Origin of the sequence: Pseudomonas sp. (assembly GCF_041601375.1) — a bacterium.
Classification (GTDB): domain Bacteria; phylum Pseudomonadota; class Gammaproteobacteria; order Pseudomonadales; family Pseudomonadaceae; genus Aquipseudomonas.
This window is the reverse complement of the sequence record NZ_JBFIIG010000012.1, coordinates 24,351-44,518: the sequence shown is the minus strand read 5'-3', so window position 1 is coordinate 44,518 and position 20,168 is coordinate 24,351. Positions and strand designations below refer to the sequence as shown.

The window sequence follows — 20,168 nt, the reverse complement described above, 5'->3', positions numbered from 1 at the left end:
CGCCTCCAGGCGTTCGACTTCGGTCTGTTGCAGGGCCTGGTACTCGGGCATGGCCAGTTCGCCGCCGAGGTCGAACAGGCGGTGCTGGCAGGGCGTGAGCACCTCGATGAGCTCGCTCAGCCCCGGCCACATGACCGCCTGGTCGGCCAGCTCGGCCAGCAGCAGGCCGAGCTGGCTGTTGAGCGTATCCACCTCGCCCATGGCCTCCACCCGCGGGTGATCCTTGGCCACCCGGCGGCCGTCGGCCAGCCCGGTTTCGCCGGCATCGCCGGTGCGTGTGTAAATCTTCGACAGTCGATAACCCATGTTCAATGACCTGTGTGGGGGATGGCTGCAATCAGAGGCAGGCGCAGGGTGAAGCAGGTGCCCTGGCCTTCCTTGGACTGCACTTTCATCTGCCCTTTGTGGTTGTTGGTGATGATGAAGTAGGACACCGACAGGCCCAGTCCGGTGCCTTGGCCGACTTCCTTGGTGGTGTAGAACGGCTCGAAGATGCGCTTGCGCACCGACTCGGCCATGCCGACGCCGTTGTCTTCCACCTGGATCTCCGCCCAGGGCGGTGCCAGCCGGGTGCGCAGGATGATCTGCCCGGGCGTGCTGGCGTCTTCGCGCTGATGAATCGCCTGGGCGGCGTTCTTCAGCAGGTTGAGCAGCACCTGCTCCAGTTCGTTAGCGGTGCCGGGCACCGGGCCCAGCGCCGGGTCGAACTCGCGGTGGATGAGCAGGCTCTTGAAGTCGAAACTTTCGGTCAGGTCGAAGTCGTTGCCGGCGATTTCCAGGGCCTGGTCGATCACCGCGGGCAGCATGCAGGGGGCCAGTTGGCGGTTGCTGCGGCGGCTGAAGCTGAGCATGTGGCTGACGATTTTCGCCGCGCGGGTGCCGGCCTGCTGGATGTCGTCGAGCAGCCGGGGGATTTCCCGCGCCTGCAGGTAGCGGTCGATGGCCTGCAGGCATACACCGATCTGCTCGGCCTGTTCGCGGTTCTTCTCCAGCTCCGGCGACAAGCGTCGGCGAATGTTCTGCACGTTATGCAGGATGGCGCCGAGCGGGTTGTTGATCTCGTGGGCCATGCCGGCGGCCAGGCCGCCGACCGAGAGCATCTTCTCCGATTGCACCATCATCTCTTCCAGGTTCAGGCGCTGGGTGATGTCGTCGATGCGGATCACCACGCCGCGGCCGGCCCCGCCCATCAGCGGGTAGAAGGTCAGGGCGTAGTGATGCGGATCTTCGTCCTTGCTCCAGGTCACCCGTTCGATCTTCTCCACCTTGTGCTGCTCGACGGTGCGTCTGAGTATCGGCAGGAAGGGTTTCAGCGGCGGGAAGGCGAGGAACACCGGCTGGTTCAGTGCGTCCGTCAGGCGCGTGCCGGAGAGGGCGCTGGCCTCCTGGTTCCACTGGGTGACGTAGAGCTGTTCGTCGAGGGCGATCAGGGCTGAGGGCATGGAGTTGATGATGCTGTTGAGGTACTTCTGGAAACCGGTGAGCTTCTTCTCGATCTTGCTGCGTACCTGCACTTCCATTTCCAGCTTGCGGTTGGAGTGGCGGGTCTCCTCGGCCAGGCTCTGGGCCTGATCGAATGCGGCCTGGGCGTCGTCGCGGGCGCGCTTGAGCTGTTGTTCGCGACCTTCGATGCGCATCAGCATGGTGTTGAAGGCGTCGGCCAGGCTGCCGATTTCGTCCTGGTTGCCGCGCCTGGCGCGCAACGCGTAATTCTCCTCGCGGGTGACCTGGCGCGACAGTTCTTCCAGCCGGCGGATCGGCTTGGTCACCAGGCGGCGGATCTGCCGCGCCACCAGCAGCCAGAGCAACACGCTGAACGCAAGAATAGCCAGGCTGGCGGTGAGGGTGCCGGTATAGAAGGCGCCGGGCAGTTCGCCGGAGGCGACCAGCAGCAGGTGGCCGGGCTGTGCGTCGGGCTGCGGCAGTTCGACCAGCAGGTTGGTGCGCAATTCGCCAAGGCGCCAGCTGTCCAGTTGTTCGACGCGCTGTGGCAGCTTCAGGGAATCGCCGCGCTGCAGTTGCGCCAGGCTCGCGCCATTGCTGTCGTAGATCACGGCGGCGCGCAGTGGCGAATAGTCATCCAGGCGTTGCAGCAGGGCTTGGGCGGCGCTCGCCGAGCTCAGCGCCTCCTGGGCGAGGGCGGGGCTGGCGATCAGTCGACTGAGGGTGTGCAAGGCCTGGGGGGCGACACTCTGCTGGGAAATCCAGTAGGCCGCGCTGATGAACGCCAGGTTGGCCATCAGCAACACGGCGGCGAGCAACACCAGCAGCGCGGCGAGCAGTTTGCGGCCGACGGACAGATTTTCGAGGCGCTGACGCAATCGCATGGGTTGATGGGTCGCAGTGGCGGGGACGTTCGAGCAGGGTAACGCGCGACTTAATGGCTGGGCAATCCGCGTGCATCAAGGTACTGCAGCAGGCGCTCCTGCAGCGCCGCCAAGTGCGGCAAGTCCAGGTGATGGCGCTGCGCGGTGGCGCAGGCATGGCCAAGCAGGTAGGCGATTTCGGTGCGCCGGCCCTGGGCGACATCCTGGTGCATCGAGGAGTAGTTCGCCGCGGTGGCCTGGATCACTCGCTGCACCTCGGCATGCAGGTCCAGTGCGGCGGCGGGCTGGCCACAGCTGCGCAGCAGCTGGCCGAGTTCGGCGCAGAGCGTGGCGACTTCGGCCGAGTGCTCGCTGAGGCCGCCGTTGCGGCAAGCGTAGAGCACGGTCAGCGGATTGATCGCGCAGTTCAGCGCCAGCTTGCGCCATAGCCGGCTGAGAATATCCGGGCTCCACTGGTGGGGGATGCCGCTGCGCTCGAGGTCGCTCAGCCAGAGCGGTGGGTGGTCGTCGAGCGGATCGCCGAGCCAGGTGTGGCCCTGGCCGGCGAATACCACGCGCCATTCTCCTTCAGGAGCGGTGCCATCGCGAAAGGCGCCTTCGGTACTGGAGGCGAAAATGCAGCGCGCCTGGGGGACTCGAGCGGCCACGGCCTCCTGGCTGCCCAGGCCGTTTTGCAGGAGAATCAGCTCGGCACCCGGCGCCAGGCGCGGGGCGAGGCCGGTAATGGCGCTTTCGGCGTCGTAGGCCTTGCACGCCAGCAGCAGGCGCCGAATTGGCTGGGGATCGTCGACAGTCTGCCCCGGCACGGGGTAGCGCCGGGCCAGCCCCTGTTCGACCAGGCTCAGGCCGCCCGCGCGTTGATACGCCGCGAGGCGGGCCGGGTTGCGCAGGATCAGCTGCACCGGCACGCCGGCACGCGCCAGGCGTGCGGCCCAGAGGCAGCCCAGGCTGCCGGCGCCGAGGACATGCCAGCTCATTCTCGGCACTTGCTAGGTCGCCTGCGGCAGGCGCATGGCGGCGACCCGGCCGCTGGCGTAAGACTCCGCCAGCAGCGAGCTCGCATGGGCGATCAGGCTCTCCGGGGCGATGGGCAAGGCTTTGGCGTCGAGGCCGACCAGGCAGATCCCGGCCTTGAGGCTGACGAAGCCTTCGCTGGTCTTGAACGCCTTGAGGTTGAGTCCTTCGTGCAGGCGCTTGAAGCTGCTCGGCGAGCACTCGTGCAGGTCTTCGAGCAGGGTGATCAGGGCGAAATGGTTGTCGTCCAGGCGCACCAGCACGTCCAGCGGGCGCACCAGTTGCTGCAGGCGGCGGGCGACGCCGTGCAGCAGTTCATTGTAGAAGCCGTTGCCATGACGCAGGCGCAGTTCGCTGGCCTCCTGCAGGCCGATCAACAGGTAACACAGCGCGCCGCCGCGTGACTCGATCTGGCGCAGGCTGTCGAGCAGCTTCTGCCGCAGGTAGCGTGCGTTGCCCAGGCCGGTAAGGGTATCGACCAGGTTGCGCTGTTCCATGCTGGCGATGTTTTCCGTCAACAGGCGGTTTTCCTGCAGCAGGCGTTGCAGGGTGTTGCACAGGCGGTCGGCGGCGTAGACCCGTGGCACCAGTTGTTCGTTCATCTGCGCCTTGTTGATGAAGTCGTCGACCCCACGGTCGAAGGCTTCGCCCAGCACGTTTTCACCTTCCTTGCCGGTCAGCAGCATGACGTAGGTGTAGTGATCGGCCATTTCATCCAGCTGGCGAACCCGTCCGGTCAGTTCCAGTCCATCCATTTCCGGCATCAGCCAGTCCGCCAGGAGCACGCTGGCTGGGCGCAGTTCGAGCTCCCTGATGGCTTCTGCGGCGCTGTAGGCGAAGCGTACATCCTGGTAGCCGGCCTGGCTCAGGGCGCGACCGATCATGGCGCTGGAAAACTTGGCGTCGTCCACCACCAGGATGCTGAGATGGGGGTTGGGCATGGCAGGCTCGCAGGGGAAGTCGCATGGGCCCGCTACATCGCTGGGCAGTGGTTGTCTCTATGGCTATATAATGGCCGGGTTTTTCAACCGGCAACAAGCCACGCGTGTCCCGTCCGTGATCTGGGTCGCGCCGTCTATCTGGAGGAATACCATGCCCTCGTTCGACGTGGTGTCCGAACTGGACAAACACGAAGTCACCAATGCTGTCGACAACGCGATCAAGGAGCTCGAGCGTCGTTATGACCTGCGCGGTAAAGGCAGCTTCGAGCTCAAAGACCTGACCGTCAATCTGACGGCCGATGCGGATTTTCAGCTGGAGCAGATGGTCGAGATTCTCAAGCTCTGCCTGGTCAAGCGCAAGATCGATGTGCAGTGCCTGGAGTTCAAGGACGCCTATCCCTCGGGCAAGAGCGTCAAGCAGGAAATGACCCTGCGTGAAGGCATCGACAAGGAACTGGCGAAGAAGATCGTCGCCCACATCAAGGACAGCAAGCTCAAGGTGCAGGCCGCCATCCAGGGCGAGCAGGTGCGCATTACCGGCAAGAAGCGCGATGACCTGCAGGAGGCGATCGCCGCCCTGCGCGCCAAGGACTTCGGTATGCCACTGCAATTCAACAACTTCCGCGATTGATGCGGCCAGCCTGCTGGGCCTGGGTGGCGCGGCAGCAGTGATCGTCAAGCAACCGCCATGGCTTGCCATGGCGGTTGCTTTTTAAGCGTCGAAAAGGAGCGTCAAATGGAGATGAATGTCGAGCAACTGGTGAAGCTCTCCGAGAGCTGGTTGCCGGTGGTGTTGCAATACAGTGGTCAGCTGACCCTGGCGATCATCACCCTGCTGGTCGGTTGGTGGCTGATCAATACCTTGACCCGCAAGGTCGCAGCCATACTGGCGCGGGGTAACGTCGACCGTGCCTTGCACAGCTTTATCGGCAGCCTGGTCAGCATCGTCCTCAAGGTGCTGCTGCTGGTCAGCGTGGCTTCGATGATCGGCGTGGCAACCACCTCCTTTATCGCGGTGATCGGTGCCGCCGGCCTGGCCATCGGCCTGGCCCTGCAAGGCAGCCTGGCGAACTTCGCCGGTGGCGTGCTGATCTTGCTGTTTCGGCCGTTTCGCGCCGGTGACTGGATCGAGGGGCAGGGCGTATCGGGCAGCGTCGACAGCATCCATATTTTTCACACCACCCTGAAAACCGCCGACAACAAGGTGGTGATAGTGCCCAACGGCAGCCTGTCCAACGGCCATATCACCAACTATTCGCGCGAAGCCACGCGTCGTGCCGACATCAATCTGGGCATCGACTACTCCAGCGACATCAAGAAGGCCCGCGATGTGCTGCTGAAGATCGCCGAGGATCCGCGCATTCGTCTCGATCCGGCGCCTGTGGTGTTCGTCACGGGGCTCGGCGACAGTGCGGTCAACCTGTCACTGCGGGTGTGGGTGGCGACGGCGGATTTCTGGCCGGTGACCTTCGAATTTACCGAGCTGGCCAAGGAGCGCCTGACCGAGGCCGGTATCGGTATTCCGTTCCCGCAGCGGGTGGTGCATCTGGTCCAGGCCAGCTAAACCGCTGCGCACGGCCCGCTTATGAAAATGCCGCTTTCCCTGCTAGGGGAAAGCGGCATTTTTCTGGGGCCGGCCCCAGGGTTGCCCCGCGGTCTGCGGCTTACCGCGGCAACTGCAGCGGCAAGCCGTGCGGCCCATCCGACACGGTGTGCCGGGCGTCAAGTTTACAGGCGCAGGCCGCCGTCCAGCTCGAGGATGCGCCCGGTGTAGTAGTCGTTCTCGAGGATGTAGGCGACCGAGTGAGCGATTTCCGTCGGTTTGCCCATGCGCCGCAGCGGAATACCCGAGGTCATCTTTTCCAGCGCTTCCGGTTTCATGCTCAGGGTCATCTCGGTTTCGATGAAGCCCGGGGCCACGCCGGCCACACGAATGCCGTATCGCGCCAGCTCCCTGGCCCAGACCACGGTGTCGGCGGCGACGCCGGCCTTGGCCGCCGAGTAGTTGGCCTGGCCGATATTGCCGGCGCGGGAGATGGAGGAGATGTTGACGATCGCGCCCTGATTTTGCAGCTCGATCATCTTCGCCGCCACTTCGCGGGTGCAGAGGAACACGCCGGTCAGGTTGACGTCGATCACCGACTGCCACTGGGCCAGGCTCATCTTGCTCATTTCGCCATCCTTGACCCTGATGGTCAGGCCGTCACGCAGGATGCCGGCGTTGTTGACCAGGCCGTTGATCGCCCCGAAATCTTCGGCAACCTGGGCGACCATGTGGGTCACCTGCTCTTCGTTGGCCACGTTGCACAGGTAGGCGCGTGCGTCCACGCCATGGGCCTTGCAGGCCGCCACGGCTTCGTCGAGCTTTTCCTGATTGAGGTCGACCAGCGCCAGTTTCACGCCTTGGCCCGCCAGGTATTCGCCCATGGCGCGGCCCAGCCCCTGGCAACCGCCGGTGATGATGATAACTTTGTCTTTGAGTTGCATCGCGTATCCCCTCAATGTACGTCGTGTGGCCCCGCTGGCGCGCCGTAACAGCTATTCTAGGGCGCCTGTCCGTTAGTGACGGATTCTTTGCAAGGAGTCATAAGGTGAGCGTGAAAGCCGCTAAGCATGCCCGAGAACTGCTGCTCAAGGAATACCGCGGGGTGCTCTCGACTCATTCGAAGGCCATGCCGGGCTTTCCTTTCGGATCGGTGGTGCCCTACTGCCTGGATGCTCAGGGCTGGCCGCTGATCCTGATCAGCCGCATCGCCCAGCACACCCATAACCTCAAGCAGGACGCCAAGTGTTCGCTGTTTGTCGGCGAGCGCGGCGCCGAGGATGTGCAGGCGGTCGGTCGTCTCACGCTACTCGCCGAAGCACGACAATTGTGTGACCAGGCCGCAATCGATGCGGCGGCGGCGCGCTATTATCGCTATTTCCCCGAAGCGGAGGATTATCACCGCGCCCATGATTTCGATTTCTGGCTGCTGGAGCCGGTGCGCTGGCGCTATATCGGCGGTTTCGGCGCGATCCACTGGCTGGCTCAGGTGGCGCTGGCCAATCCGTTCGCTACGGCAGCCGGTGCTGCGGCAGTCGATGCCGGTGGCAGCGAGCAGGGCATGCTGGAACACATGAACGCTGACCATGCCAGTGCCATCGCCCATTATGTCGCGCTGGCCGGTTTGCCGACCCAGCTGCCGGCCGAACTGGTGGGTATCGACAGCGAGGGTTTTCACCTGCGCATCGGCCAAAGCGTGTATTGGCTGGCCTTTGCCGCACCCTGTAACACCCCCGTCGAGGTGCGCCAGGCCTTCGTTTCGCTGGCCCGTGCGCAAGCCTGGCCGACCGACGGCGCCGTTTCAGCTTGAATTAAGCGCAATCTCCCATATTTCACTCTTATTGGAAGCCGTTCTTCCGCTAAGGAATTCTTGATGCGTGTTTTTCTGTTTCTGTTCTTGTTGTTCCCGATCGTCGAACTGGCGCTGCTGATCCAGGTCGGCAGCGCGATCGGTGTCCTGCCGACCCTGCTGCTGGTCATAGGCTCGGCGATCCTCGGCGGCATCCTGCTGCGTATCGCCGGGGTCGCCACCGCCTGGCGTGCCCGCGAGAAACTGGCGCGTGGCGAGTTGCCCGAGCAGGAAATGCTCGAAGGCCTGCTGATTGCAGTCGGCGGCGGGCTGTTGCTGCTGCCGGGTTTCATCAGCGACATCTTCGGCGTGCTGTGCCTGATCCCCTTCGTCCGGCGGCGGCTGGTCAACAAGATCCGCCTGCGTGCGGCCGAGCAAGCCATGCGCCAGCGGGCGTTTGCCGATGATCTGGCGGCGCGTTCCGGACAGACCCGGCCGGGTGCGAGCAAACCGAATGTGCTGGAAGGTGAGTTCAAACGTCAGGATTGACGCTTGTATGCAGGCCCCGGCAGTCCTGCAGGCGCCAGTCCCGCTCCGGGGAATTGGCACGCCTGGCGGGCATCGATTCGCCGCGGCGGGCACTCGGCGCCAGCAAAAAAAATCATCGGCGACCCTTGAAATCCCCTTGTGCGCCCTTATGTAGCGGTCACCGCAAGGTTTTCTGCCGGTTTCGGCAGAACAGACTTCCGCGTTGTACTTCGGTGCAGCGCAACCGGCCCCGCCGGACTTTGCTAACCCGCCGGTGTGAACACCGGCCGATGTAACCAACCTATTTGGGAGAGATCGACAATGAAGCTTCGTCCTCTGCATGACCGCGTCGTGATCCGTCGCAGCGAAGAAGAAACCAAAACCGCAGGTGGCATCGTGCTGCCGGGCTCCGCTGCCGAGAAGCCGAACCAGGGCGAAATCGTCGCTGTCGGCACCGGTCGCGTGCTGGACAACGGCGAAGTACGCCCGCTGGCCGTGACGGTTGGTGACAAAGTGGTGTTTGGTCCTTACTCCGGCAGCAACGCCATCAAGATCGACGGTGAAGAGCTGTTGGTCATGAGCGAGAACGAAATCCTGGCCGTGCTTGAAGCCTGATTTCCGTCTGCGCCACACCCGTATTGCGTTCCACCAAAACGAATTTGAGGAATAAACATCATGGCTGCTAAAGAAGTTAAGTTCGGCGACTCCGCCCGTAAGAAAATGCTCGCCGGTGTCAACGTCCTGGCTGATGCCGTTAAAGCGACCCTCGGCCCGAAAGGCCGTAACGTGATCATCGAGAAGAGCTTCGGCGCTCCGACCATCACCAAGGACGGCGTTTCCGTCGCCAAAGAAATCGAGCTGAAAGATCGCTTCGAAAACATGGGCGCCCAACTGGTCAAAGACGTCGCCTCGCGTGCCAACGATGACGCTGGTGACGGTACCACCACGGCCACCGTGCTGGCTCAGTCGATCGTCAACGAAGGCCTGAAAGCCGTCGCTGCCGGCATGAACCCGATGGACCTCAAGCGCGGCATCGACAAGGCGACCATCGCCATCGTTGCTCAGCTGAAGGCCCAGTCCAAGCCGTGCGCCGACTTCAAGGCGATCGCCCAGGTCGGTACCATTTCCGCCAACTCCGACACCTCCATCGGCGACATCATTGCCGAAGCCATGGAAAAAGTCGGTAAAGAAGGCGTGATCACCGTTGAAGAAGGCTCGGGCCTGGAAAACGAACTGTCGGTCGTAGAAGGCATGCAGTTCGACCGTGGCTACCTGTCGCCGTACTTCATCAACAAGCCGGACACCATGGTCGCCGAGCTTGAAACCCCGATGATCCTGCTGGTCGACAAGAAGATCTCCAACATCCGCGAAATGCTGCCGGTGCTGGAAGCCGTTGCCAAGGCCGGCCGTCCGCTGCTGATCGTCGCCGAAGACGTCGAGGGCGAAGCCCTGGCCACTCTGGTGGTGAACAACATGCGCGGTATCGTCAAGGTCGCTGCCGTCAAGGCGCCGGGCTTCGGCGATCGTCGCAAGGCCATGCTGCAGGACATCGCCATCCTCACCGGCGGTACCGTGATCAGCGAAGAAGTTGGTCTGAGCCTGGAAGGCGCCACCCTGGAGCACCTGGGTAACGCCAAGCGCGTGATCCTGAGCAAGGAAAACACCACCATCATCGACGGTGCCGGCCAGCAGGTCGACATCGAAGCCCGCGTGGCGCAGATCCGCAAGCAGGTCGAAGACACTTCGTCCGACTACGACAAAGAGAAGCTGCAAGAGCGTCTGGCCAAGCTGGCTGGCGGTGTTGCCGTGATCAAGGTCGGCGCCGGTTCCGAAGTCGAAATGAAAGAGAAGAAGGCCCGCGTCGAAGACGCCCTGCACGCCACCCGTGCAGCCGTTGAAGAAGGCGTGGTACCTGGCGGCGGTGTGGCCCTGGTGCGTGCCCTGCAGGCCATCAGCGAGCTGAAAGGCGAGAATGCCGACCAGAACGTCGGTATCGCTCTGCTGCGTCGCGCCGTCGAAGCGCCGCTGCGCCAGATCGTGGCCAACTCCGGCGACGAGCCGAGCGTAGTGGTCGACAAGGTCAAGCAAGGTTCGGGTAACTTCGGTTACAACGCAGCCACCGGCGAGTACGGCGACATGATCGAGATGGGTATTCTCGATCCGGCCAAGGTGACCCGTTCGGCGTTGCAGGCGGCTTCCTCGATCGCCAGCCTGATGATCACCACCGAAGCGATGATCGCCGAAGTGGCTGAAGAGAAGGGCGCCGGCGGCATGCCGGACATGGGCGGCATGGGCGGTATGGGTGGCATGGGCGGCATGATGTAAGCCAGCCTGCTTCCCGGCAGTCCTTGAAAAAACCCGCGCCTCGGCGCGGGTTTTTTTATGCGTCGGATGAGGCCGGTTGTGCTGGTCTGGCGGGTTCGCGGCACATGATTTAGTGCCGATGCCCCCGGTTATCCGTGCACGCCGATTTGCGCTGGTGCGGTCGGTTTCTTACCGGGGGTCATCGTCTGGATGCCTATCGCTGCCATCCGCACGCGCGCGCGTCCGAGCGGTACGCCTGCACGCCTGGCGCGCATCAGGTCTTGTTATGGTGCGGAAATTGCTGCAAGTTTCGGTCTGGGTGTAAACCAGGCGCGCCACTGGTCGTCGCAGCCATGCAGGTAGGGCCATGTCGGCTATGGGCGCTGGCGCGCAGAGGGGGGAGGGTTACCTACATACCCTGTGATTGGTTACTGACGGTGACCGGCCAGGACTGCCGGCCATGTGCGGTCAGGTTGAGATTAGGCTTACAGGCGGATGAAATGACAGCAGCGTTGGCGTTCGAGCAGTGGTGGCAACTGCAGGGGGAATGGGTCGAAGAACCGAATCATCGGCGCGGTGGCGAGAGCGGCGTACAGCGTCTGTACCAGGACGATGGCCGGGTGCTCTATGCCAAGCGCCAGGTCGGGCACTTCTACCGCAGCCTGCGCTACCCCTTAGGTCGACCCACGGTGCTGCGTGAGCGCGATGCCTTGCTGGCCCTGCCGCTGCTCGGGGTCAAGGCGCCTAGCCTGCTCTATTGCGACGTGCAGCGCGATGCCGCCGGGCTCTGGCGCGGTTTGCTGGTGTCGGAGGAGCTCAAGGGCTTTCAGGAGCTCAGCCACTGGTATGCCGAGGGGGGCCGTGAGCGTTTCGGCGTGGCGGTCAACGAGCAACTGCTGGCGCAAGTGGCCGCCATGCTGGCGCGCTTGCACCGGGCGGGCTGGCAGCATGGCTGCCTGTATCAGAAGCATCTGTTCGTGCGAGTCGAGCAGGTGGGCGAGCGCATCGAGGTCGAAACGGCCCTGTTGGACCTGGAAAAAAGCCGGCGGCGTTTCAGTCCGCGGCGGGCTGCGCGCCATGACATGCAGCAATTAAAGCGCCATTCGTCGTGGGGGGCTGGTGATTGGGAGCGCTTGGTCTACCTTTACCGGCAAGCGTTTGGCAGCGCTATCAAGGGGTTGCAGTTATGAAGTTAGAAATTGCTAGAGGTTTGTTTCTGGTTGCGGCGCTGGGCGTGGCCTCATTGGCCGCGGCCGCCTGGCATGAGCCGGGCCCGCTCATGCTGGGTAGTGCCGATGGCCCGGAGCACTGTCCACTGCCACGCAACGCCGGCATGGCGACGCAACAGCTCGCTCCGGACAAGGATTTGCTGCTGTTCATGTTCAGCCTGTCGCAGAGCCTGATCGGACAGAAATGAGCGAGCGGTCTGCCTGACAGATCCTGCTGCCGTGCCCTCGACTCGAGGGCACGGCATTTGTTTTTCTGCTGACCAAGTTATCTGGCGCTTCAATCGGCCTGGCGTCATTGCGGCGCTGACACCGCCAGTCGCACGAGCGCCAATAGTCCGGGCATCAGCCCCGACTCGCGTCCCCGCTTACGGCTGTCGACACCGCGGCAGGCTCTGCGTCCGGCTTGGCCAGCAGGGTGTAGACGCTGGGCAGGACGAACAGGGTGAACAAGGTGCCGACCGCCATGCCGGTGGCGATCACCAGGCCGATGTCGAAACGGCTGACCGCGCCGGCGCCGCTGGCGAGGATCAGCGGGATCATGGCGAAGACCATGGCTGCGGTGGTCATCAGCACCGGCCGCAGGCGAATCGCCGCGGCTTCCTCGACCGCCGCGCGGCGCGACAAGCCGTCGCGGCGGCGCAGCTGGTTGGCGAATGCGACGATCAGGATGCCGTGCTTGGTGATCAGGCCGATCAGGGTCACCAGGCCCACCTGGGTGTAGATGTTCATGCTGGAGAAGCCGAGGAACAGCGGGATCAACGCGCCGCAGATCGACAGCGGCACCGTCACCAGGATCACCAGCGGGTCGCGGAAACTCTCGAACTGCGCCGCCAGCACCAGGAAGATCAGGGCCAGGGCCAGGCCGAAGGTGACGTACAGGGCGCTGCCTTCCTGGATGAACTGGCGCGCCGCGCCGGCATAGTCGGCGGCGAAACCGGCCGGGGCCTCCTCGGCCATGATCTGCTGCACGGTCTCGAGCGCCTCGCCCATGCTGACGATAGGCACGCCCTGGATGATCGCCGAGTTGAGTTGCTGGAACTGGTTTAGCTGGGTCGGCCGCGCGCGATCGCTGAGTGTGATCAGGCTCGACAGCGGCAGCATCTCGCCGCTTTCGCTCTTCACCTGATAGTGGCCGAGCCAGCCCGGGTTGTCGCGGTAGGCGCGCTCGACCTGGGCGATCACCTTGTAGCTGCGCCCGTCGATGGTGAAGCGGTTGATCTCGCCCTCGCCGAGCAAGGTCGCCAGGGTCAGGCCGATATCCTCCATGGACACGCCCATCTGCGCCGCCTTGGCGCGGTCGATGTCGACCACCACTTCGGGCTTGTCGAAGGCCAGGTCGATGTCGAGGAAGGCGAACTTGCCGGAGTCCAGGGCGCGCTGCTTGACCCGTTCGGCGACCTGCAGCAGCGACTCGTAATCGTTCGGCGTATTGATCACGAACTGGAACGGCAGGCCTTCGCCGGTGCCGGGCAGCGAGGGCAGGTTGAAGCCGAAGATCTGCAGGCCGGCGATCCGGTCCAGGCGCGCCTGCACCTGCGGCAGGATCTCCATCTGGGTGCGCTCGCGCTCGTTCCAGGGGGTCAGCAGAAAACCGCCGATGCCCGATTGCACGCCATTGAAACCGTTGATCTGGAACGAGGAGTAGTACTCGGGGAACTCCTTGAAAATCTCGACGAACTGGTCGGTATAGCGGTTCAGGTACTCCAGGTTGGTCGGCTGCGGCGCGTTGGCCATGAGGAAGACGATGCCCTGGTCCTCCTCGGGCGCCAGTTCGCTCTCGGTGAACATCAGCAGCAGCGGGATCAGGCACAGCACGATCAGGGCGAACACCAGCACCACCGGACGGGTCTCCAGGGTGCCGTGCAGGGCGCGCTGGTAGCGCCGCTTGAGGGTATCGAACAACTGGTCCAGGCGATGGGCCAGGCCGCTGGGGTTTTCCTCGTGGCGCAGTAGCTTGGCGCACATCATCGGCGACAGGGTCAGGGCGACGATGCCGGAGATGATCACCGCACCGGCCAGGGTCAGGGCGAATTCCTTGAACAGCGCCCCGGTCAGGCCCTCGAGAAAGCCGATCGGGGCGTAGACCGCGGCCAGGGTGATGGTCATCGACACCACCGGCACGGCGATCTCGCGGGTGCCCTCGATGGCGGCATCGAAGGGCGTCTTGCCCTCCTCGATATGGCGGTGGATGTTCTCCACCACGACGATGGCGTCGTCGACCACCAGGCCGATGGCCAGGACCATGGCCAGCAGGGTCAGCAGGTTGATCGAATAGCCCATCAGCTGCATGAAGAACAGCACGCCAATCATCGACAGCGGAATGGTGACCACCGGGATCAGCACCGAGCGCAGCGCGCCGAGGAACAGGAAGACCACGACGATGACGATCAGCACCGCCTCGAGCAGGGTCTTCAGCACCTCGTCGATCGACACCTGGATGAACAGGGTGGCGTCGTAGGCGATGGACACCTTGAGGTCGGGCGGCAGCTGCGCCTCGATCTCGGGCATGATCTGCCGCACTTCCTTGATCACGTCCAGCGGGTTGGCGCTCGGCGTGCCCTTGATGGCGATGTAGACCGAGGGCGTGCCGTCGAAGGAGCTGATCGAGTCGTAGCTCTGCGCGCCCATTTCCACCCGCGCCACATCGCCGAGCAGCACGCGGCTGTCGCCGATGGTTTTCAGCGGGATGGCGGCAAAGTCCTGTGGCGACTTGAGGTCGGTGCCGGCATTGATGCTGGTGAGCACATACTCGCCCTTCACTTCGCCGGCGGCGGCGAGGAAGTTGTACTGGCGCACGGCGTCGTTGATGTCGCTGGCGCTCAGCTCATAGGCGGCCATCTTCAGCGGGTCCAGCCACAGGCGCATGGCGAACACCTGATTGCCGAGGATTTGCGCTTCGGCCATGCCCGGCAGGGTGGCCAGCTTGGGCTGGATCACCCGGGACAGGTAATCGGTGATCTGCGGGTTGGACAGCTGGTCACTGTAGAAGCTGATGTACATCAGCGCCGAGGCGTCGGCCGCTTCCTTGCTCAGCACCGGGTCTTCGGCGTCCTGCGGCAGCTGGTTCTTCACCTCGTTGGCCTTGGCCAGCAGCTCGGTGAACAGGCGGTCGCTGTCGGCGCCGATGCGCGCATAGATGGACACGGTCGAGACGTTCTGCCGGCTCACCGAGGTCATGTAGTCGATGCCTTCGGCGCTGGCCAGGCTCTGCTGCAGGGGCTGGGTGATGTAACCCTGGATGGTCTCGGCATTGGCGCCCGGGTAGGCGGTGGTGACCGTGATCAGGGCGTTCTCCAGCTGCGGGTACTGGCGGATGGTCAGTTTGTCGAAGGCCTGCAGGCCGAGCAGGACGATCAGCAGGCTGACCACGGTCGCCAGCACCGGACGACGGATAAAGGGGTCGGTAAAAGCCATGGGCAGTTCCTTTACGCCAGTCGCGCTCTGCGCGCAGCTGGCCGGTTTGGGCTATTCGGCAGTTTCGACGGGATCGGCGACTATCGTCACATGGGCGCCGTTATCCAGCTTGAGCTGGCCGGCACTGACCACCCGTTCCCCGGCCTGCAGGCCCTTGAGGATCACCACCTGGCCGGCGCGGCGCTCGCCGGTCTCGACGAAGCGGCGCTGTACCTGCAACTGCGCCGGCTGGTCGCCCTCGGCGGCCTGTTCCTCGATCACGTACACCGAGTTGCCGTACAGGGTGTAGGTGATCGCGGTTTCCGGCACCAGCACCTGCGGCGTCTCGCCGGCGAGCAGCACCTGCAGGTTGGCGAACATACCGGGCAGCAGTTTCTCGTCCGGGTTGGCCAGCCTGGCGCGCACCAGCAGGTTGCGGGTGGTCGCCTCGACCTTGGGGTTGATCGCGTCGATCTGCCCCTCGAATACCTCGTCGGGATAGGCCGCCACCTGGACGCGTACGCGTTGGCCGGTGGCCAGTTGCGGCACATTCTGCTCCGGCAGGAAGAAGTCGACGAACAGGGTCGACAGGTCCTGCAGGGTGGCGATGGTGGTGCCGGAGGCCAGGTAGTCGCCGACGTCGACCTGGCGGATGCCGATGGTGCCGGCGAAGGGCGCGAGGATGCGCTTCTTCGCCAGGGTGGCTTGCAGTTGAGCGACGCTGGCGCTGGCTTTCTGCAGTTCGGCGGAGAGCCGGTCGAACTCGCTCCTGGAGATGGCCTGGCGGTCGACCAGGTTGCGCCCGCGCTGGTACTCGACTCGGGCCAGGCCCAGCTCGGCCTGGGCGGTGCCCAGGCTGGCCTGTTCCACCTGGCTGTCCATCTGGATCAGCGGCTGGTCGAGGTTGACCTTCTCGCCGGACTGGAACAGCACATCGCGTGCGGTGCCGGCGACCTCGACGGTCAGGTCGATGCCCTGGAAGGCCTTCAGCGTGCCTATGGCCGGCAGTCGGCTCTGCCAGGGCCGTTCGACGGCTTCTGCGGCGTTGACGCTGATCGGTGGCTGCGGCGCAGAGAACTGCTGGATTTCCCGGTAGATGGTTAGGCCTTTATAGGCGGCGAGGGCGAGTACCACGAGGGCAACCACGCCCAGCATGATCAGCATGCGGCGGAGCAACATATTCCGGTTCCTTGGCGAGGCAAACTGGGCCTGGGAATAGGCAAAGAAGGCACCTTAGACCGAGCACCTGGGCCTGTCAAAGATTAGCAGTGCGCCCGGAGGCGGGGCGCTCATGGCCTGACTGAGTGATCAGCTCTTACACTTTTTGGGTGCCTGCGTGCGGGTTTTTTGCCGGCTGTCTGGCCCGGCTCCGGCGCGAACAACGCCTGCATCAGGCGTTGAATGTCCGGCGCGAGGGACAGCCCGATAGCCGGCTAGGCCAGGCGCAGGTGGTTGTCCCACAGTCCCGCCGGCAGTTGCAGCGGCTGGTTGGTGATTGCCTTGCGGCGGCAATCGTACAGCCGGCAACGGCCCACGCCGGTGCTGACCACGAAGCCCTCGGCCACCGCGCCGACCCCGGCGCAATCGGCCAGCGGCGCATCCAGGCGCAGGGCGGCGCTGTCCAGGTCCCAGATGAACACCCGGTTGCCGCGCGGCGCGGTCAGCGCCAGCAGGCGCAGCTCGCTGTGGATGGCCACGCTGGCGCTGTACTGGTTCATCGCCTGGCGCTGCGCTTCGCCCAGGGCAAAGTGCTGGAACGCCTGGCCCGGCCGTTTGATCGCCAGCAACGGTACTCGATCGCTGGGCTCGCCCATGTATTGCTGGGCGCTGACGATAGTGCCGTCGCTGGCGACCGCAAGGTGGCGCACGCTGTTCATCCGCTCGGGCAGGCGTTCCTGGCTCAGCAGGCCGCCGTCGCGGTCGAGCAGCACCAGGCTGGAATCCATGCTGTCGAGGTTCATCTCCACCCGGCTGTCGGCTTCGGTGCGGATGCCGCCGTTGGCCACCACCAGGGTCTCGCCGTCGGGCAGCCAGAGCAGTTGGTGCGGGCCCAGGCCGTGGCTCGACAGTTCGCCGCTGCGTTGCAGCTGCCCGCCTTGCAGGCGATAGACGCCGACTACACCGCGGCCGGAATCACTGGTGTCGTTCTCGGTGGTGTACAGCCATTCGCCATCTTTGTGGAATACCGCGTGGCCGTAGAAGTGCCGTTGTATTGGGGTGTGCAGGGTTTGCAGCAGACGGCCGTTGCGGCTATCGAGCAGATAACTGCGGGTGCTCGGCCGGCGGCCGACGAACAGCGCCAGCGGCAGGCTGGGGTGCGCCACCACGTCGTGGCAGCGCTCGCCGACCGGGGTGGCGAACACCCGGCTGCCATCCAGGCGATAACCCACCGCATAGTGCTTGCCGGCCGCATCGTCGCGCGCGGACAGCAGCAGGGGGCGCACGCCGTCGTCGCTCAGGGTCCAGCCGGCGAAAGCGCCGGCAGCCACTGCGCCGGCGGCCAGGGTGGCGCCGGTCAGGCCGAGAAAATCTCTGCGTTTGATCAAGCTAGTCCCCATCGTGGGCATTGAAGCCCATCTGGATGCCCAGGCTGTTCGCCAGCTCGGTTTCGTGCAGGCGGTGCAAGGCATTGAGGCTGTCGTACAGCGCGTTCAGTTCGCCGCGCCCGGTGTCGTCGCCGAGCAGCTCGCCGAGCGGGCGTTGCAGGGCCGCGAGGCGCTGGCGGGTGGCGCTGTAGGCGGCGTCGATGCGCTCTTTCAGTTCGTTCCGCTCACTGCCAAGCAGTGCCTGGATTCCATCCTGCTCGGCGCCGCGCCAGAGGCGTTCGGCGCTGGCCAGCCCGGCCGCCAGGTTGGCCAGGCTGGCCTTGCTGCGCCAGGCCTCGGCCTGATAGGGCTGCGGCTGGCCTTTGCTCTGCCGGCCGAGTGGGGTGCCGAGCTTTTTCTTCAGGCCATCGAGGGCACTGACCTGGGTACGCAGCAGTTCGGCCACGGCTTCGCCGGCTTCGGCGTAGCGTTGGTTGGGGAAGTCTTGCAGTTGGGCGGCCATGCCGTCCTTGGCCTGCCAGCGCTCGAGGACGTCGGTTGCCAGGGCCTGCTGGTGCTGACCGATGGCGACCATCAGCGAGCAATAGCGGGCCTTCTGCTCGGCATTGTCGAGGTCGATGGCCGGGTCATACACCAGGTATTCGTAAGCGGTCAGGCCTTGCACTACCACGCTGGACTTATCCAGATCGGCGGGGGTCAGCTCGGGTTTGTTCTTGAGCAAGGCGGCGACCTGACGCGCCACCAGGTTCTTCTTGTCCGGCCAGAATTGTACCTGCCAGGCGCGATTGCCTTCGGCCAGCGGGCCGATCTGCAGCGGCTGCAGGCTGGCCCAGGCGCTTTGCGCGGTGAGAAAGGCCTGGCGGGCGTCGCTCAGTGTCTGCTCGTCGGCGCAGAAGGCCTGGGCGCTGTTGGCCAACTGGCTGTTGGCCTCGACCCAGCTGCTATAGGCCGGCAGCAGCACGCCGTCGACCAGGGCGCTGCTGACTGCCTGTTGCGGGTCGGCAGGGGAGCAGGCGCTCAGTGCCAGGCTCAGCAGGGCGAGGGTGAAGGGCGAGCGGATCATGGGCAGCTCCTTACAGCGAATTCAGAAAGGCCAGCAGCGCGCTGCGCTGCTTGGCTGTGAATGTCAGTACCTTCTGCTTGGACGTCTCGGCTTCGCCGCCGTGCCAGGCAATCGCCTCCAGCAGGTTGCGCGCTCGGCCGTCGTGGAGAAACTGGGTGTGGCCGTTGACCGCCTCGGTGAGGCCGATGCCCCATAGTGGCGGGGTGCGCCACTCGCGGCCAGAGGCGAGAAATTCGGCGCGGTGATCCGCCAAACCGTCGCCCATGTCGTGCAACAGCAGGTCGCTATAGGGGCGAATCGCCTGGTTGGCCAGCTCCGGCTCGGCGGCATCGCCGGCGGTGGTGAATTGCGGGGTATGGCAGCGCTGACAACCGGCCTGATGGAACAGTCCCTTGCCCTCGAGCACCTCGGGCGCATCGACATCGCGACGCGCCGGCACGCCCAGGTTGCGGCTGTAGAACAGCACGCTGGCGAGAATGCTGTCGCTGACTTCCGGTTCGCCGCCGTTGTTGGCGCTACGGCAGTCGCTTTGCCCTGGCGTGCAGTCGTCCGCGGCCATCAAGGAACTGGTCAGGCCCATGTCGCCGGCGAAGGCGTGGGCATTCTGCTGGTTGAGCGTCGGTTGTCCGGCCTTCCAGCCGAAGCGGCCGAGCACGGTTTGCTCCAGGGCATCGTCCCAGACCCGGTTGGCGCGCCCGGAAATGCCGTCGCCATCGCTGTCGTCCGGGTCGGCATTGGCCAGGATCGCCGCTTCGGGGATGGCTTCGAGCAGGCCCAGGCCGATCATCGGCGGGGCGATGCGGGCGGAGAATTGGGTGTCGGCATGCAGCGGGCCATAGCCGAGTTGGCTGATCTCCAGTGTCGGTCGGCGCAACTCGAGCGCACTGCCATCGGCGAAGCGCACGCTGTGCAGGCTGTAGCTGACCCGCACCTTGCCTTCGGGGGCTGTGCCGGGGTTGGCCATGTCTTGCAGCTGGCCGCCGTAGGTCGGTTCGGCAAGCACGCCCAGGCGCTCGATGATTGCCGCGTGCTCGCTGGCCGCCGGCAGCGACAGGCGCACCAGCATCGAGGCGGCGCTGAGCGCATCCGGAGCGGGCGGATGGCCGCGGCCGTCCTTGATATGGCAGTTCTGGCAGGCGTTGGTGTTGAACAGCGGGCCCAGGCCGTCACGCGCGGTGGTGGTGGCCGGGGCGATCACCCAGGGATTGCGGAAGAAGCTGTTGCCGACGCTGAAATCCAGGCGGCGCGAGGGCGCCAGATTGGCCGAGGGCAGGGAGAAGGCGTTGTGGTCGAACTTGAACACGGTGGCGCTGCCGGCGGACAGCGCTTCGCCCGGTTCGGCCTGGCGAAAGCGGGGTGACGGATCGCAGCCGGCCAGGCCCAGGAGCAGACACAGCAGCAGGCGAGGAAGCGGGGCGAGCATCGACAGGAGTCCACAGCAGAAAGTCAGGCGGGCAAGCTTAGCAGGCCGGCTTAATTTAAATAAGACCG

General features: G+C 64.6%; 17 protein-coding genes and 1 pseudogene. 8 read left to right on the top strand and 10 right to left on the bottom strand.

What is annotated here, in order from left to right:
- From ABZE94_RS03525 to ABZE94_RS03510, 4 genes and pseudogenes are all read right to left on the bottom strand, one after another.
- A partial coding sequence (locus ABZE94_RS03525) for an ATP:cob(I)alamin adenosyltransferase (protein WP_372874141.1) occupies positions 1-306 on the bottom strand: 306 nt, incomplete at its 3' end.
- Positions 307-308: 2 nt separating this feature from the next.
- Positions 309-2,327, bottom strand: coding sequence for an ATP-binding protein (locus ABZE94_RS03520; protein WP_372874140.1), 2,019 nt, complete (start codon positions 2,325-2,327; stop codon positions 309-311).
- A gap of 50 nt (positions 2,328-2,377) precedes the next feature.
- Complete coding sequence (locus ABZE94_RS03515; RefSeq protein WP_372874139.1) at positions 2,378-3,304, bottom strand: putative 2-dehydropantoate 2-reductase; 927 nt, start codon at positions 3,302-3,304, stop codon at positions 2,378-2,380.
- 12 nt (positions 3,305-3,316) lie between these two features.
- Positions 3,317-4,291 (bottom strand): annotated as a pseudogene (locus ABZE94_RS03510) (response regulator); the annotation flags it as partial.
- Positions 4,292-4,433: 142 nt separating this feature from the next.
- Here ABZE94_RS03510 and ABZE94_RS03505 point away from each other — a divergent pair.
- Positions 4,434-4,913 carry a YajQ family cyclic di-GMP-binding protein gene (locus tag ABZE94_RS03505; protein WP_372874138.1) on the top strand — a complete coding sequence of 160 codons (480 nt, stop codon included), beginning with the start codon at positions 4,434-4,436 and terminating at the stop codon, positions 4,911-4,913.
- A gap of 105 nt (positions 4,914-5,018) precedes the next feature.
- A complete protein-coding gene (locus ABZE94_RS03500; RefSeq protein ID WP_372874137.1) occupies positions 5,019-5,846 on the top strand; it encodes a mechanosensitive ion channel family protein in 828 nt (275 codons plus the stop codon).
- Positions 5,847-6,010: 164 nt separating this feature from the next.
- Here the strand turns inward: ABZE94_RS03500 and ABZE94_RS03495 are convergent, their stop codons facing one another.
- Complete coding sequence (locus tag ABZE94_RS03495) at positions 6,011-6,769, bottom strand: SDR family oxidoreductase (protein WP_372874136.1); 759 nt, start codon at positions 6,767-6,769, stop codon at positions 6,011-6,013.
- A gap of 104 nt (positions 6,770-6,873) precedes the next feature.
- Here ABZE94_RS03495 and ABZE94_RS03490 point away from each other — a divergent pair, with 104 nt between their 5' ends.
- The 6 genes from ABZE94_RS03490 to ABZE94_RS03465 all read left to right on the top strand — a co-directional run bounded on the left by ABZE94_RS03490 (position 6,874) and on the right by ABZE94_RS03465 (position 11,863).
- On the top strand, positions 6,874-7,635 hold the full coding sequence (locus ABZE94_RS03490) for a HugZ family protein (RefSeq protein ID WP_372874135.1): 762 nt from the start codon (positions 6,874-6,876) through the stop codon (positions 7,633-7,635).
- A 63-nt stretch (positions 7,636-7,698) separates the two neighbouring features.
- Positions 7,699-8,163, top strand: a complete 465-nt coding sequence (locus ABZE94_RS03485) for an FxsA family protein (RefSeq protein ID WP_372874134.1) — start codon at positions 7,699-7,701, stop codon at positions 8,161-8,163.
- 300 nt (positions 8,164-8,463) lie between these two features.
- Complete coding sequence (locus ABZE94_RS03480; RefSeq protein ID WP_372874133.1) at positions 8,464-8,757, top strand: co-chaperone GroES; 294 nt, start codon at positions 8,464-8,466, stop codon at positions 8,755-8,757.
- 60 nt (positions 8,758-8,817) lie between these two features.
- Positions 8,818-10,467 (top strand): chaperonin GroEL, encoded by a 1,650-nt coding sequence (gene groL, locus ABZE94_RS03475; protein ID WP_372874132.1) that lies wholly within the window; start codon positions 8,818-8,820, stop codon positions 10,465-10,467.
- Between the two features lie 479 nt (positions 10,468-10,946).
- On the top strand, positions 10,947-11,636 hold the full coding sequence (locus ABZE94_RS03470; RefSeq protein ID WP_372874131.1) for a lipopolysaccharide kinase InaA family protein: 690 nt from the start codon (positions 10,947-10,949) through the stop codon (positions 11,634-11,636).
- Positions 11,633-11,863 carry a hypothetical protein gene (locus tag ABZE94_RS03465; RefSeq protein ID WP_372874130.1) on the top strand — a complete coding sequence of 77 codons (231 nt, stop codon included), beginning with the start codon at positions 11,633-11,635 and terminating at the stop codon, positions 11,861-11,863. Before ABZE94_RS03470 ends, ABZE94_RS03465 begins: the two co-directional genes overlap by 4 nt.
- 154 nt (positions 11,864-12,017) lie before the next feature.
- On the opposite strand, the gene ABZE94_RS03460 is transcribed toward ABZE94_RS03465, so the two are convergent.
- The 5 genes from ABZE94_RS03460 to ABZE94_RS03440 all read right to left on the bottom strand — a co-directional run bounded on the left by ABZE94_RS03460 (position 12,018) and on the right by ABZE94_RS03440 (position 20,100).
- Positions 12,018-15,089, bottom strand: a complete 3,072-nt coding sequence (locus ABZE94_RS03460; RefSeq protein WP_372874129.1) for a multidrug efflux RND transporter permease subunit — start codon at positions 15,087-15,089, stop codon at positions 12,018-12,020.
- Positions 15,090-15,140: 51 nt separating this feature from the next.
- Complete coding sequence (locus tag ABZE94_RS03455) at positions 15,141-16,247, bottom strand: efflux RND transporter periplasmic adaptor subunit (RefSeq protein WP_372874128.1); 1,107 nt, start codon at positions 16,245-16,247, stop codon at positions 15,141-15,143.
- Between the two features lie 254 nt (positions 16,248-16,501).
- The gene (locus ABZE94_RS03450; protein ID WP_372874143.1) at positions 16,502-17,611 is read right to left on the bottom strand and encodes a DUF1513 domain-containing protein; all 1,110 of its coding nucleotides are present in this window, start codon (positions 17,609-17,611) and stop codon (positions 16,502-16,504) included.
- A gap of 4 nt (positions 17,612-17,615) precedes the next feature.
- On the bottom strand, positions 17,616-18,677 hold the full coding sequence (locus ABZE94_RS03445) for an imelysin family protein (protein WP_372874127.1): 1,062 nt from the start codon (positions 18,675-18,677) through the stop codon (positions 17,616-17,618).
- Between the two features lie 10 nt (positions 18,678-18,687).
- Entirely contained in the window at positions 18,688-20,100 is a 1,413-nt protein-coding gene (locus tag ABZE94_RS03440; RefSeq protein ID WP_372874126.1) for a di-heme oxidoredictase family protein, read from the bottom strand.
- Positions 20,101-20,168 lie beyond the last annotated feature (68 nt).

Excerpts from the sequence above, each read along its gene's own strand:
- groL (WP_372874132.1), top strand. The coding sequence starts at position 8,818 with ATGGCTGCTAAAGAAGTTAAGTTCGGCGACTCCGCCCGTAAGAAAATG.
- ABZE94_RS03440 (WP_372874126.1), bottom strand. The coding sequence starts at position 20,100 with ATGCTCGCCCCGCTTCCTCGCCTGCTGCTGTGTCTGCTCCTGGGCCTG.
- ABZE94_RS03460 (WP_372874129.1), bottom strand. The coding sequence starts at position 15,089 with ATGGCTTTTACCGACCCCTTTATCCGTCGTCCGGTGCTGGCGACCGTG.
- ABZE94_RS03515 (WP_372874139.1), bottom strand. The coding sequence starts at position 3,304 with ATGAGCTGGCATGTCCTCGGCGCCGGCAGCCTGGGCTGCCTCTGGGCC.
- ABZE94_RS03485 (WP_372874134.1), top strand. The coding sequence starts at position 7,699 with ATGCGTGTTTTTCTGTTTCTGTTCTTGTTGTTCCCGATCGTCGAACTG.
- ABZE94_RS03495 (WP_372874136.1), bottom strand. The coding sequence starts at position 6,769 with ATGCAACTCAAAGACAAAGTTATCATCATCACCGGCGGTTGCCAGGGG.
- ABZE94_RS03505 (WP_372874138.1), top strand. The coding sequence starts at position 4,434 with ATGCCCTCGTTCGACGTGGTGTCCGAACTGGACAAACACGAAGTCACC.
- ABZE94_RS03465 (WP_372874130.1), top strand. The coding sequence starts at position 11,633 with ATGAAGTTAGAAATTGCTAGAGGTTTGTTTCTGGTTGCGGCGCTGGGC.
- ABZE94_RS03455 (WP_372874128.1), bottom strand. The coding sequence starts at position 16,247 with ATGTTGCTCCGCCGCATGCTGATCATGCTGGGCGTGGTTGCCCTCGTG.
- ABZE94_RS03445 (WP_372874127.1), bottom strand. The coding sequence starts at position 18,677 with ATGATCCGCTCGCCCTTCACCCTCGCCCTGCTGAGCCTGGCACTGAGC.
- ABZE94_RS03480 (WP_372874133.1), top strand. The coding sequence starts at position 8,464 with ATGAAGCTTCGTCCTCTGCATGACCGCGTCGTGATCCGTCGCAGCGAA.
- ABZE94_RS03520 (WP_372874140.1), bottom strand. The coding sequence starts at position 2,327 with ATGCGATTGCGTCAGCGCCTCGAAAATCTGTCCGTCGGCCGCAAACTG.
- ABZE94_RS03470 (WP_372874131.1), top strand. The coding sequence starts at position 10,947 with ATGACAGCAGCGTTGGCGTTCGAGCAGTGGTGGCAACTGCAGGGGGAA.
- ABZE94_RS03500 (WP_372874137.1), top strand. The coding sequence starts at position 5,019 with ATGGAGATGAATGTCGAGCAACTGGTGAAGCTCTCCGAGAGCTGGTTG.